Annotated in this window: 10 protein-coding genes and 1 pseudogene; 10 read left to right on the forward strand and 1 reads right to left on the reverse strand. The window is 71.1% G+C overall.

What is annotated here, in order from left to right; all coding sequences use genetic code 11:
* The first annotated feature begins 12 nt into the window (after positions 1–12).
* The 6 genes and pseudogenes from nusA to truB all read left to right on the forward strand — a co-directional run bounded on the left by nusA (position 13) and on the right by truB (position 7,676).
* On the forward strand, positions 13–1,770 hold the full coding sequence (gene nusA, locus IPL89_02815; GenBank protein ID MBK9062112.1) for a transcription termination factor NusA: 1,758 nt from the start codon (positions 13–15) through the stop codon (positions 1,768–1,770).
* 44 nt (positions 1,771–1,814) lie between these two features.
* Positions 1,815–4,997: pseudogene (infB, locus tag IPL89_02820) on the forward strand (translation initiation factor IF-2).
* 10 nt (positions 4,998–5,007) lie between these two features.
* The gene (locus IPL89_02825; protein MBK9062113.1) at positions 5,008–5,349 is read left to right on the forward strand and encodes a DUF503 domain-containing protein; all 342 of its coding nucleotides are present in this window, start codon (positions 5,008–5,010) and stop codon (positions 5,347–5,349) included.
* 1 nt (position 5,350) lies between these two features.
* Positions 5,351–5,749, forward strand: coding sequence for a 30S ribosome-binding factor RbfA (rbfA, locus tag IPL89_02830; GenBank protein ID MBK9062114.1), 399 nt, complete (start codon positions 5,351–5,353; stop codon positions 5,747–5,749).
* The gene (locus IPL89_02835) at positions 5,746–6,753 is read left to right on the forward strand and encodes a bifunctional oligoribonuclease/PAP phosphatase NrnA (protein MBK9062115.1); all 1,008 of its coding nucleotides are present in this window, start codon (positions 5,746–5,748) and stop codon (positions 6,751–6,753) included. Before rbfA ends, IPL89_02835 begins: the two co-directional genes overlap by 4 nt.
* Positions 6,750–7,676, forward strand: a complete 927-nt coding sequence (gene truB, locus IPL89_02840; protein ID MBK9062116.1) for a tRNA pseudouridine(55) synthase TruB — start codon at positions 6,750–6,752, stop codon at positions 7,674–7,676. Before IPL89_02835 ends, truB begins: the two co-directional genes overlap by 4 nt.
* 18 nt (positions 7,677–7,694) lie before the next feature.
* Here truB and IPL89_02845 read toward each other — a convergent pair whose 3' ends face one another.
* Positions 7,695–9,785, reverse strand: a complete 2,091-nt coding sequence (locus IPL89_02845; GenBank protein ID MBK9062117.1) for a hypothetical protein — start codon at positions 9,783–9,785, stop codon at positions 7,695–7,697.
* Between the two features lie 121 nt (positions 9,786–9,906).
* Between IPL89_02845 and rpsO the strand changes: the two genes are divergently transcribed.
* The 4 genes from rpsO (at position 9,907) to IPL89_02865 (ending at position 13,342) form a co-directional block, all read left to right on the forward strand.
* Positions 9,907–10,176 carry a 30S ribosomal protein S15 gene (gene rpsO / locus IPL89_02850; protein ID MBK9062118.1) on the forward strand — a complete coding sequence of 90 codons (270 nt, stop codon included), beginning with the start codon at positions 9,907–9,909 and terminating at the stop codon, positions 10,174–10,176.
* Positions 10,177–10,284: 108 nt separating this feature from the next.
* Positions 10,285–12,531, forward strand: a complete 2,247-nt coding sequence (gene pnp / locus IPL89_02855) for a polyribonucleotide nucleotidyltransferase (GenBank protein MBK9062119.1) — start codon at positions 10,285–10,287, stop codon at positions 12,529–12,531.
* A gap of 162 nt (positions 12,532–12,693) precedes the next feature.
* Complete coding sequence (locus tag IPL89_02860; GenBank protein MBK9062120.1) at positions 12,694–13,041, forward strand: hypothetical protein; 348 nt, start codon at positions 12,694–12,696, stop codon at positions 13,039–13,041.
* A 13-nt stretch (positions 13,042–13,054) separates the two neighbouring features.
* Positions 13,055–13,342 carry a DUF1330 domain-containing protein gene (locus IPL89_02865; GenBank protein ID MBK9062121.1) on the forward strand — a complete coding sequence of 96 codons (288 nt, stop codon included), beginning with the start codon at positions 13,055–13,057 and terminating at the stop codon, positions 13,340–13,342.
* Positions 13,343–13,411: the final 69 nt, after the last annotated feature.

Here is a 13,411-nt window from a genome sequence, read left to right on the forward strand (position 1 = left end):
GAACACGACACGATGAGCACCCAGCCCCCGACGGAGAACGGCCCGGCGCCCGAAAAGAAGAAGAAGACGAAGGCGCCGAAGGGCGCGGCGAAGCCGCGCGCGAAGGCCGCCAAGGCGGCGGCCGCACCGCCGGCCACGAAGGCCGACGAGATCATCGAAGCCCTCAAGGCCGCCGCGCGCGACAAGGAGATCGACTTCGAACGCCTCGTCGCCGCGCTGGAAGAGGCGATCGCGACGGCCGCCCGCAAGGTCTACAAGGTGAGAGAGATGGGCGCCCGGTTCGACGCGACGACGGGCCTCCTGACCGCCTGGACCCCGTACCGGGTCGTCGAGCAGAAGACGAAGCCGGAGGAACCCGAGGCCGAGGCCGTCCTCGACCCGGACGACGTCCCGCTCGGCGCCGCCGCCGCGCCGGTCCCGGTCGCGGCCCCCGTTCCCGTCGACCCCGACAAGGAGATCCGCCTCCCCTGGATCGAGGTCCTTCCCGAGGAAGCGCACGCGCTCCTCGCGGGCGAGCTCGCCGGCCAGAGCTGGCAGGTCGTCCGAAACCCGAAGGGCGAGGAGTCCACGGGCGACGAGGAGATCATCGACGCCGCTGCCATCGCGCTCGGCGACGAGATCCGCCTTTACCGCTCGACCGAGGGCTTGGGCCGCATCGCGGCGCAGAGCGCCAAGCAGGTGCTCTACCAGAAGCTGCGCGAAGCCGAGCGCGACAACATCTACAACGAATACTCCCCGAAGGTCGGGGAGCTCATCACGGGCACCGTGAAGCGGTTCGAGCGCGGCGACATGATCGTCGACCTCGGCCGTACGGAGGCCGCGATCCCGCGCGAGCACCAGTCGCGCGCGGAGCGCTACACGCAGGGCGAGCGCGTGCGCGGCGTCCTCGTGGACGTCCACAAGAACCCCAAGGGTTCGCAGATCATCCTGTCGCGCACGGTGCCCGAGCTCCTCATGCGCCTCATGGAAATGGAAGTTCCGGAGATCTACGACGGCACCGTCGTCATCCGGGGCTGCGTCCGCCAGCCCGGCGACCGCGCGAAGGTGGCGGTCTCGTCGCGCGAGCGCGACGTGGACCCGGTCGGCGCGTGCGTCGGCATGCGCGGCGCGCGCGTGCAGGCGATCATGCGCGAGCTGCGCGGCGAGCGCATCGACATCATCCAGTACTCGGACGACCTCGTCACGTACGCGCAGAACGCGCTCTCCCCCGCGAAGATCACGCGCGTTTCGGCCATGCCCGCGGATGACGAGGCCGAGCCGGAGATCGACGCCGACGGCGAGCCCATCGAGCCGGTCCCGACGCTCGAGTGCATCGTGGAGGAGGACCAGCTCTCCCTCGCGATCGGCAAGCGGGGCCAGAACGTCCGTCTCGCGGCCGCCCTCATCGGCGCGCGCATCGAGATCAAGAGCGAGCAGGCCGTCAAGGCCGAGGTCGCCGACGCGCTCCAGCGCATGCTCATCGCGTCGCAGCGCCGCGGCACGGCCCTCTCCGAGGTGCCCGACCTCGACGCCTCCGCCGCGTCGGCGTTCGAGGCTGCCGGGTTCGCCACCGTGGGCGATCTCCTCGACGCCGCTCTCGGCGAAGGCGAGAACCCGCTGGCGGCCGTGGCGCTCGAACCCGCCGCCCGCGACGCCGCCATCGAGGCCGCCCGCGCCTTCGACGAAGCGCCCCCCGAAGACGAAGAAGAAGAAGAAGAGACCCTCGAGTTCCAGGAAACCGCCGACGAGGAGTCCTCGTCCGCTCCCGTGACGGAGACTCCCGAAAAGTGAAACCGACCGCCGCGAAGTTCACCGTCACCCAGCTCGCGAAGATGATGGGCAAGCCCCCGAAGGAGGTCCTCTTCCTCCTCCAGGGCATCGGCGTCGACGTCAAGACTCCCGATTCCGTTCTCGACGCCGCGACCGCCACCGCCCTGCTGGCGGGCAAGACCCAGGCGCCGAAGTCGCTCATCGTCCGGGGGGCGCCCACCGCCCCGTCCGCCGCCGCTCTCGCGACGGCCGCCGCCGCCAAGGCCAAGACCGAACGCGCGGCGCTCAAGCGCATCAAGATCGTCGAGAAGACCGGCGAGGTCGAGGCCGAGACGACCGAGGCCGGCGAAATCGCCGAGGCCGGCGCCGAGAGCCCGGTGGCCGCCGAGGCCGCCGCGCCCGCTCCGCCGCACGAAGCCGAGGCCGCCGAGCCCGCCCCCGCCGCTCCGGCATTCGAAGCCGCCGCCCCCGCGGCCCCAGCGCCGAAACCCGAACCCAGGCCCGAGCCGAGCCCGGCTCCGGCGGTAGTTTCCGCCCCGGTCGCGCACGCCCCGGCGCCTCCCGCGTCGCGCCCGGCCGTTCCTCCCATGCGCGTCGCGCGCCCGGCCGTGCCGCCCGCGCGTCCGGCCATGCCGCCACCGCGGCCCGCGCCGCCGCCGCCGGCCCCGGTCGGCGCGCTCCAGCGTCTCCTCAAGCGCGAGGGCACTCTGCCTCCGCGCCCGACCGCGGCTTCGGCCCCGCCGCCCCAGCAGCGTGGCGACCAGATGTCGGCGTACGGCGCGAGCGCCGGCCCGAACTCGCCCGGCGTCACGCACGTGCGTCCCGCGGCGCCGCCTCCCGCTCAGGCGGGCGCCCCCGCGGCCCCCGCCGCTCCCCTGCGTGGAGCCGGCGGACTCGGCCGCGCCGTCATCGCGGCCCCGACTCCGGCCACCGTTCGCCCGATCCGCACCGCGACGCCCGTCATGCCCTCGGGCCCGAGGCCCGGCATGCCGCCCCGCCCGGCGGGCTTCCCGCCGCGGCCCGGCTTCCCGCCGCGCCCCGGCTTCGAGCAGCAGCGGCCCGGCTTCCCGCCGCGGCCCGGCTTCCCGCCGCGCCCCGGCTTCGGCCGCCCGCCGCTCGGCGGCCCGACCGCGCCCCCGCTGCCCGACACCGCGGACCGGCGGAAAAAGGACGCGACGAAGCCCGGCCTCGCCGTCAAGAAGGGCGACGCGAAGAAGACCGAGTCGAAAAAGCCGCGTACGAAAGAAGTCTCCGCGCTCGAAGTGGACGTGAGGGAGTACCTCGGCGGCTACAAGCAGGACACGTACGAGGACATCGCGACGCCGTCGGCCGAAGGAACGGACGAGGCCCTCGCGGCCAAGCCGCTCTCGAAGTCCGCGCAGCGCCGCGCCGGCAAGAAAACGATGGCCACGGAGACCGGTGAGGTCGTCGAGGTCAAGAAGAAGGCCGAAGGGCCCGTCTTCCTCTCGGAAGGCGTCACGATCAAGGAACTGTCCGAGAAGCTGGGCGTCCTCGCGAAGGACCTCATGAAGTCCCTTCTCGCGCGCGGGATCTTCGCGACGATCAACCAGCCCGTCGAGCAGAAGCTCGCGATCGAGATCGCGAAGGAGTTCGGCGTCGAGGCGGCCGTCGTCTCGTTCGAGGAAGAGCTGGAGCTCTCGCGCCAGCAGACCGCGATCGACAACGCCGCCGAGGCCCACGAAACGAACGTCGCCGACACGTCGGGCGGCGTGCGCGTGCCCCGGGCGCCCGTGGTCACCGTCATGGGCCACGTCGACCACGGCAAGACGTCCCTCCTCGACGCGATCCGCAAGGAGAACGTCGCCGAGGGCGAGGCGGGCGGCATCACGCAGCACATCGGCGCCTACCGCGTGGAGACGAAGGGCAAGACGATCGTCTTCCTCGACACGCCGGGCCACGAGGCGTTCACGCTCATGCGCTCGCGCGGCGCCAAGGCGACGGACATCGTCATCCTCGTCGTCGCGGCGGACGACGGCGTCATGCCGCAGACGGCCGAGGCGATCGACCACGCCCGCGCGGCGAAGGTCCCGATCGTCGTCGCGATCAACAAGATCGACAAGCCGGACGCGAACGTCCAGCGCGTCAAGCAGGAGCTCGCCGACAAGGGCGTCCTCGTCGAGGAGTTCGGAGGCGACGTCGTGGCCTGCGAGATCTCCGCGAAGAAGAAGATCGGAATCGACCAGCTCCTCGAGATGATCCTCCTGCAGGCCGACTTGCTCGAGCTCAAGGCCGTCGCGACGGGCCACGCCCGCGGCGTCGTCCTCGAGTCGCGCCGCGAGGCCGGCAAGGGCACGCTCGCGACCGTCCTCGTCCAGCAGGGCACGCTTCACGTCGGCGACGTGTTCTTCGCGGGCGCCGCCGTCGGCCGCGTCCGCGCCATGCTCGACGACCGCGGCACCCGCCTCACCGAGGCCGGCCCCGCGACGCCCGTCGAGGTCATGGGCTTCGACAACCTTCCGGACGCCGGCGACACGCTCCAGGTCGTGGAGGACGAATCGAAGGCCCGGCAGGTGTCCTCGTTCCGCTCCCAGAAGGAGCGCGAGGAATCGCTCGCGAAGTCGTCGCGCATGTCGCTCGACTCGCTCTTCAACCGCATGAAGGAGGGCGTCGCCAAGGACCTCGCGCTGATCGTCAAGGCGGACGTCCACGGCTCCGAGGAGGTCCTCGTCCAGACGCTCGGCAAGCTGCCGTCCGACAAGGTGAAGGTCTCGATCCTCCACTCGGGCGTCGGCGCGATCTCCGTCAACGACGTTCTCCTCGCGGCCGCGTCGGAGGCCATCATCATCGGCTTCAACGTGAAGCCCGAGAAGAAGGCCCAGGACCTCGCCGACCACGAGGGCGTCGAGATCCGGCTCTACTCCGTCATCTACACGCTCACGGACGACATCAAGAAGTCCATGGCCGGCCTCCTCGACACCGTCAAGAAGGACGTCACCCGCGGCCACGCCGAGGTGCGCGAGCTCTTCAAGGTGCCGAAGATCGGGGCGGTCGCGGGCTGCATGGTCACGGACGGGTCGATCCCTCGTTCCGCGTCGGTGCGCCTCGTGCGCGACCACCGCGTCATCTACGAGGGGAAGATCGGCTCGCTCAGACGCTTCAAGGACGACGCCTCCGAGGTCAAGCAGGGCTTCGAGTGCGGCATCGGGATCGCCGGCTACCAGGACGTGAAGGTGGGCGACGTGATCGAGGCGTTCGTCGTGGAGGAGACAGCCGCCTCCCTGACCTGAGGCGGTCGCCGTGGTCGTCGCCCTCGCCGTCTTCGACTTTCATCTCCCGGCGTGCCGGGGATTGAAGGAGAAGCGGGCGTTCCTGAGGCCGCTCAAGGCGCGGCTCAGGGGCGAGTTCGAGATCTCGGCGGCGGAGGTTGCGCACCAGGACCTCCTCCAGCGCGCGATGCTCGGCGTCGCGGCGGTCGGACCGGACCGGGTGGCGCTCGAGCCCCTGCTTCAGAGGGTGCTCTCGTACGTCGAGGGATATGCGGAAGAGAACGGCGCCGAGATCGCGGACGCGCGGCACGAGTTCCTGAATTACGGGGACGTCGGCGCCGCCGGAAACGCGTTCGGCGCTTCGGGAGACTGAGATGGTTCGAGAGAAAAAGGCCGGGCCGCCCAGCCGCCGGCCGAAGCAGGTCGGCGACGTCGTGCGCGCGGAGCTCGCGCGCCTCCTCCGGGAGGAGCTGCGCGACCCCGCGATCGGGTTCGCGACGATCACGGACGTCGTCATGGCCGACGACCTGCGCTCGGCGCGCGTCCACGTCTCCGTCTTCGGGGCCAAGGACCAGTTCGCCAAGACCGTCGCGGCGCTCAACCACGCGCGCGGCCACCTGCGCTCGCTCGTCGGACGCAACTGCGGCCTGCGCTACGCGCCCGACCTGCACTTCACCGAGGACCACACCCTCGAGCGCGGCGCGCGAATCGAGGAGCTCCTCCGCACGATCCCGAAGGTCGACGGGGCCGACGACCCCGGCGAGGGCGAATGACGCGCGACGCCTCGCTCGACGAGGCGTACGGCGCCGTCGCGGACCTCCTCAGGAACGGGCGCCGCTTCCTGCTCACGGGCCACCGCAACCCGGACGGCGACGCCCTCGGCTCGGCCCTCGGCCTCGCGCAGGCGCTCGAGGCCGCCGGCAAGCAGGCGCGCGTCGTCATGCGCGACCCCTGGTCGTACGCGTACGACGGGATGCCGGGGATCTCGCGCGTCGAGGTGCTCGAGGCGCTGCCCGCCGACTGGCCGGCGGCGTACGACGCGATCCTCGTCATGGAGTGCCCCGAGTCCGACCGCACCGGCTGGCCGAACCTTTTCGCGGGAAGAGTCGTCAACGTGGACCACCACCCCGGCAACGCGCGTTACGGCGCGCTGAACCTGATCGACCTGCCCGCGGCCGCCGTGGGCGAGATCGTCGCGGACCTCCTCGACCTCCTCCAGTGGCCGCTCACCGCCGACGCCGCGACGAACCTGTGGGTCTCGCTCGTGTCGGACACGGGCTCGTTCCGCTACTCGAACACGACGCCGAAGGCCCTCGCGCTCGGCGCGCGGCTCGTGGCCGCAGGCGCGCAGCCGGGGCCCGTGAACGAGTTCCTCTTCGAGGCGGCGCCGCTCTCCTCGCTGAAGCTCGAGGCGCTCGTCCTCGGCACGCTCGCCCTCCACGCGGGCGGCGCCGTCGCGACCGTCGAGCTCCCCCGCCGCTTCTTCGCCGAGAGCGGGGCGCAGGAATCCGACACCGAAGGCCTCGTGAACCGCGCGCGCGGGATCCACGGCGTCAAGGCCGCCGCGCTCCTGCGCGAGGGCGAGGCCGGCGAGGTCCGCTGTTCGCTCCGGAGCAAGGGCACCGTCGACGTGCGGAGCGTCGCCGCCCTGCACGGCGGCGGCGGCCACCGCAACGCGGCGGGCTGCCGGATCAAGGGCACGCTGGACGCCGCGAAGGCGGCGCTGGTGTCCGAGATCGCCGCGGCCGTCGCCGCCGACACTGAGAGGCGCGCGTGAGCGCGCGCCCAGCAGGACCGGACGGCGTCCTCCTCGTCGACAAGCCGGAGAAGCTCACGTCGCACGACGTCGTCGACGTCGCGCGCCGCCTTCTCGGCACGCGGCGGATCGGCCACACGGGCACGCTCGACCCGGCCGCGACGGGCCTCCTCGTCCTGTGCGTCGGCCGCGCGGGGCGGCTGCAATCGTTCCTGACCGGCTGGGACAAGACGTACGAGGGCACGATCGTCTTCGGCGTCGCCACCGACACGTACGACACGGAAGGGACGCCCGCCGGCGCGCCGCACCCGGGCCCGGCCCCGTCCCGCGAAGCGCTCGTGGACGCTTGCCGCGCGTTCACGGGCGAGATCCTGCAGGTGCCGCCCCCGTTCTCGGCGAAGAAGATCGGCGGAAAGAAGTTCTACGAGCTCGCGCGCGCCGGAGAGCCGGTGCCCGACACGCCGAAGGCCGTGACCGTCCGGTCACTCGAGATCCTCGGCCTCGAGGGCGCCGTCGCCTACTTCCGCGTCGCGTGCACGACCGGCACGTACATCCGGTCGCTCGCGCACGACATCGGGAAGGTCCTCGGCACCGGGGCGCACCTCGGCAGCCTCCGGCGCACGTCGATCGGCCCCTTCCGTCTCGAAGAGGCGCGCACCCTGCCGGCTCTGGAAGCTCTCCCGCGCGAGGAGCGCTTCGGGAAGCCGTCCTGGATGTCACTCTCGGAGATCCCGCTGCCCTTCCCGATCGTGGCGCTCGCGCCCGCGGAGGCCGCGAAGGTGAGGAGCGGCCACGGCGTGCCCGTCCGGGTGCCCGAGGGCGCGGCGGGCGCCGCGATGGTCCGCCTCACGGACGGCGGCGAGCTCCTCGCCCTCGGAATCCTCGAGCCCCTCGGCCGGGGCGTCCTCGCCCTCGCCCGCCCGAAAATCGTCCTCGCGGGCTGAATCGTCGGGACGACGCGCTCAGGGCGCGTCGCCGAGAAGCCAGGCGTGGCCGACCAGGAAGGTGCCGGACAGGCGAATCCTGTTGCGGCCCGCCTTCAGGAGGCCCGCCGGAATGCGCAGGGCCGGCTCGTTCCAGCCGGCGGGATTGCCATCCAGGACGGCGTCTTCGATCGGCGCGCCGTTCACGTCGACACGAATCCTGCCGGCCGGTCCCGCCAGGCGCAGGGCGAGTCGCGCCGGACCCGCGGCGGGCGCGTCGAGGGTGAACGCCGCGCTGCCCTCGATCCCGCGAACGCCGTCGGCCGCGCGGCGCCCTTCCCTGCAGGCGAGCGTCAGAACGCGGTTCGACGTGAACGTCCCGGCCTCGCGCGGCAGGAAGCGCCACCCGTGAGCCCGCTCGCTCGCGACGTCCGCGACGTTGATCGCGTCGAGGACCGGAAGCCCACTCGCCCCCGCAGCGCACGGACCCGGTGACGGCTCCAGGCGGGTCCAGTCGATCTCCCACAGCGTCAGCGCCCGGCCGATCGTCGGGACGCCGCGCGGCGGGGACGCAAACACCTTCACGATCCGTCCCCGGAAGGGGTCGAGGTGGGCGTCGTCTCCGTTCTCGTCCCACCGGATCCGGTGCGCGAGGAAGTATCGCGGGCGCTCCTTCCCCTGCCACGAGGCCATGACCTCGAACTTGCTTCCCGCCCAGTCGGCCCAGAAGACGGTCGACGGAGCCATGGCCGCCGTCGTCAGCCCGTAGAGATCGACGAGCCGGCGCTCCGAGAGGAAGCCGACGATTCCGGCATCGAGGATCGCCGTGCGTTCGTCCGCGGGAATCCGGTCGCGCATCCACGTCGCGGCGTCGCGGTACTCGATGAAGCCCCTGGCCTCCCGCCCGTATCGCTCGACGAAGTCCACAGACGTTCGCAGCTGCCACAGGAGCAGGACCGCGGCCGCGAGAGCGAAGAGGACTCCCCGGCCCAGGCGGGGGGCGACCGTTGCGATACGCGACACGAGGGCGTCGGCTCCCGGAGGAAGAAGCGCGACGAGCCCGACGACGTAGGGAAGGACGTAGCGGAAGTGGTGGCTGGAAGACCCCGAAAGGAACGCGACGGCCAGGAGCCCGGTGAGGAACCACCCTCCCAGCAGGAGATGCGGGCCCGGCGCGCGCGCGCGGACCTCGCCGCGGAGGCCGTGAGCGAGCGCGAGCGCGAACAGCACTCCCGCGAGGGGAGGGAGAAAGACGAGCGCATCGCGGGACGCGAAGCCCGGGGCGCCCCGCGGGAGGAACGAGCCGGAGAGCAGCCCTTCCCCGACCGACGCGAGGAAACGCCCCGCCACCTTCGCATGGAAGAGCAGCGAGTACTCCGGGGCGTAGAGCGGGGATTTCGGCCGCGCCGTATCGGGCCCGATCCGGCCGGTCAGCGCGAGGTTCGCGAGAACGAGCACCACGGGGGCCGCGAACGGGAGCAGCAGCAGCCCGCGCCCGCGAAGGGCGCTGCGCCGCGTCCAGAGGAGCACGAGGACGCAGAGCGCGAGAGCGCAGAGCATCGCCTCGGGGCGCGAGAAGCCGAGGAGGAGGAGCAGGACGGGAGCGAGGCGCAGGCGTCCGGCTTCCATCTCCCGGATGAGCGTCTCGGCCGAGAGCAGGAAGAGGAAGACCGTCAGCCCGATCTCCATCCCGCTCAGGATTCCCCAGAGACAAGGCCCCGTCACGAGCACGAGGAGCGCCGAGCACAACGCCACGGACGGCCGGCAGGCCCGTCCGACGAGGCGGTGCACGAGGAGGCCGGATCCCGCCAGGAACACGGCGCCGAGTCCGAACGCGAACAGGGCGAGGGCTTCTCCGCGCAGGCCCGCCAGGGCCGGGAGGACGAGCAACGCGGGATAGAGGAGGGTCGTCATCCCGGTGCTCGGGGGCTCGCCGGGACCATAGGAGAACGGGTGGCCGTCGGCCGCTCGCGACGCGTACTGGAAGTAGATGTAGGAGTCGTCCAGCGGGAAGATGAAGCTGCCAACCGCGTCCAGGTCGGATGCGAGGACCGCCCCGGCGAGCGCGGCGGCCACGGCGACGATCAGGACCCGGGTGTACCGGTCCGAGAACCCTTTCCGATCGAGCATCTTGGGCCAGTATAGGAAGACCGCGGGCCGGGGCCGCGGGCCGGGAACCGCTCGGTTGACCCGCCCCGGCCGGTCGGCTAGACTCCCCGTTCTGAAAAATTAGAGAAGGAACGATAAGACATTGGCCCAGCTCACCACGAAGAAGGCGGAAACGATCACGACGTACCGGCGCCACGACAGCGACACGGGTTCGCCCGAGGTCCAGGTGGCTCTTCTGTCCAAGCGCATTTCCGAGCTGACCGAGCACTTCAAGGCGCACGCCAAGGACCACCATTCCCGGAGGGGCCTCCTCCAGATGGTCGGCCGGCGCCGCCGCCTGCTCGATTACGTGAAGAAGCGCGACGCGGACCGGTACCGCGCGCTGATCGAGCGCCTCGGACTCCGCAAGTAGTCCTTTTCTTCACGGCAATCGTCCGGCGGCACCTCCCGGCTCGCGCCTTGCGGCCCGAGTGAGACGTGCTTGCCGGCCGGCGCGCCGGGCCACCGAAAGGAAATGCCCATGCATGACACCCTGACCGTCGACCTGGATGGACGTTTACTCACGATCGAGACCGGCAAGATCGCCAAGCAATCCGACGGCGCCGCCGTCGTGAAGTGCGGCGACACGGTCGTCCTCGTGACCGCCTGCTACGCGAAGGAAGCGAAGGACATCGACTTCCTCCCGCTCACCGTCGAGTACAAGGAATACCAGTACGCGGCGGGCCGGATCCCCGGCGGCTTCTTCAAGCGCGAGGGGCGCCCCACCGAGAAGGAAATCCTGACCTGCCGGATGATCGACCGGCCGTTCCGCCCGCTCTTCCCCGAGGGCTTCAACCACGAGACCCAGATCGTGGGCCTCGTCCTCTCGGCCGACGGCGACAACGACCCCGACGTCCTCGCGATCAACGGCGCCGCCGCGGCGCTCGCGATCAACACGATTCCGTTCCAGCACGTCCTCGGCGCGGTCCGCGTCGGCAAGATCGGCGACCGGTGGGTCTTCAACCCCACCGCGAAGGAGCGCAAGGAGTCCGAGTTCGACCTCGTCGTCGTCGGCACGCACGACGCCGTCTCGATGGTCGAGGCGGGCGCGAAGGAAGTCTCCGAGGCCGTCATGCTCGAGGCGATCCTCCGCGGCCACGCGCAGGTGCGGAAGATCGTCGAGGCGATCGCGGCGATGGCCGCGCGCCGCAACGTCGTCAAGGCGCCATTCAAGTCGCCCGTGCCGGTCCCCGAGGACTTCGCGGCCGCCGTGCGCAAGCAGTGGGAGGGCCCGATGATGGAGGCCCTGACCCACGCCGGGAAGATCGAGTCCTACGCGAAGATCAAGGAAGTGAAGAAGTACGGTGTCGAGCTGGTTCCCGAGGACCAGCCCGAGGCCCGCAAGCTCGCCAAGCGCGCGCTCTCCGAGATGGTCGAGACGCTCACGCGCGAGACGATCCTCAAGCAGCGCAAGCGCCTCGACGGCCGCGCATTCGACCAGATCCGCCAGATCACGATCGAGGCCGGCGTCCTCCCCCGCACGCACGGCTCGTCGCTCTTCACGCGCGGCGAGACGCAGGCGCTCGTGACGGTCACCCTCGGCACCTCCGACGACACGCAGCTCATCGAGGACCTCGAGGGCGAGTCCGAGCGCGCGTTCCTCCTCCACTACAACTTCCCGCCGTTCTCGGTCGGCGAGGTCAAGCGCTTCGGCTCCCCGGGCCGCCGCGAGATCGGCCACGGCCGCCTCGCCTGGCGCTCGCTGCAGGCCGTCCTCCCGGACCCGAAGGAATTCCCGTACACGATCCGCGTCGTGTCCGACATCCTCGAGTCGAACGGCTCGTCGTCGATGGCGACGATCTGCGGCGGCTCGATCGCCCTCATGGACGCGGGCGTGCCCGTCAAGGGCGCGGTCGCGGGCGTCGCGATGGGTCTCGTGAAGGAAGGCGACGCGTTCGCGATCCTCACGGACATCGCGGGCCAGGAAGACCACTACGGCGACATGGACTTCAAGGTCGCCGGCACGCGCAAGGGCATCACGGCCCTCCAGATGGACATCAAGATCTCCGGCATCACGCCCCAGATCTTCGAGCAGGCGCTCGAGCAGGCCCGCCATGGCCGCCTCTTCATCCTCGACAAGATGGAGCAGACGCTTCACAACGCGCGCCCCGAGCTCTCGGCGTTCGCGCCGCGCCTCCTCACGATCTCCGTCCCCGAGGACAAGATCCGCGACATCATCGGCTCCGGCGGCAAGACGATCCGCGCGCTCCAAAAGGAGTACTCCTGCAAGATCGACGTGCAGGACGACGGCACCGTCACGGTCGCCTCCAGCGACATGCCGACCGCCGAGAAGTGCCTCGAGGCGATCCGCCAGCTCACCACGGTCCCCGAGATCGGCACCGAGTACCTCGGCACGGTCGTGCGCATCGAGCCCTACGGCTGCTTCGTGCAGATCCTCCCGGGCATGGACGGGCTCGTCCACATCTCCGAGCTCGCGCCCGGCCGCGTCCGCGAGACGACCGACGTCGTCAAGATGGCCGACAAGATCAAGGTCAAGATCATCGCGATCGACCCGGTCAACGGGAAGGTCAAGCTCTCGCGCCGGCAGGCCCTGACGCCGGAGGAGAGCGCCGCCGAAGTCGAGCGCCTCGGCCTCACGGCCGTCGCGGCCGGCGAAGGCGACGGGCGCGACCGCGACGATCGTCCGCGCTTCGACCGGGACCGCGGCCCGCGCCCCGGCGGCTTCCGCGGCGGCCGGCCCGGCGGCGGCGGCTTCCGCCCCCGCTGAAGAGAAGACGAAGAGAAGAGAAGATTTTCTTAGAAGGTTAATGGGGGGCCCCGGCGATGCCGGGGCCTTCTTGTCTCGCCTCGCGTCCGCGCCCTCTTCACCTTCTAAGAAATCCGAAATCCCCGATCTTCCTTGCGGCCAGCGGTCAGGCACAATCCGCCCATGGCCGAACCTTTCGTCGAACTCTGGGGCTTTCCCGATCCGGACATCGAGGCCGTTCGCGGGGTCGTGGAGCGCACGCTCGGCGTCGCGATGGAGCTCCACGAGAGCGCGTCGATCGGCCCGTACTACCACGCGTCGCTCTGCGGGGCGCACGCCGACCTCGTGCTTCGGCCGAACCTCGACGCGTCCTTCGACCCGGGGACGGACGATCCGGACGAGTCGCTCGAGGAACCGGACTTTCCCGACTTCGGCAGCCTGCTCTACGTCGAATGGGCGACGCCCGGCCACACGTGCCGGCAGTCCGTCGACGCGCTGGGCGCCGAGGCGCAGCTGCTCATCGTCGAGTAATCACGGAGGCCGCATGCCCGCGTACATCCTCGTCGAGATCGACGTCCACGACGCCGGGGGCTTCGAGCGTTACCGCGAGACCGTAATGCCCTCGATCACGGCGTACGGCGGGCGGTTTGTCGTCCGCGGCGGCCTCATCGAGACGCTCGAGGGGGACTGGAAGCCCCCGCGCCTCGCGATCCTCGAGTTCCCCGACCACGCTCGCGCTCGCGCCTGGTGGGCTTCGCCGGAATACGCGGCGCCCAAGGCGCTGCGCCTCGCGACCGCACGCTCGCGGATGATCCTCGTCGACGGAGTCTGACCGGCTTGGACCCGCGGCGTCTCTCCCGCCGGAGCGTGCTCGCCGGCATTGCGGGTTCCGGCACCGCGC

Source organism: Acidobacteriota bacterium (assembly GCA_016716715.1).
Lineage (GTDB): Bacteria > Acidobacteriota > Thermoanaerobaculia > UBA5066 > UBA5066 > Fen-183.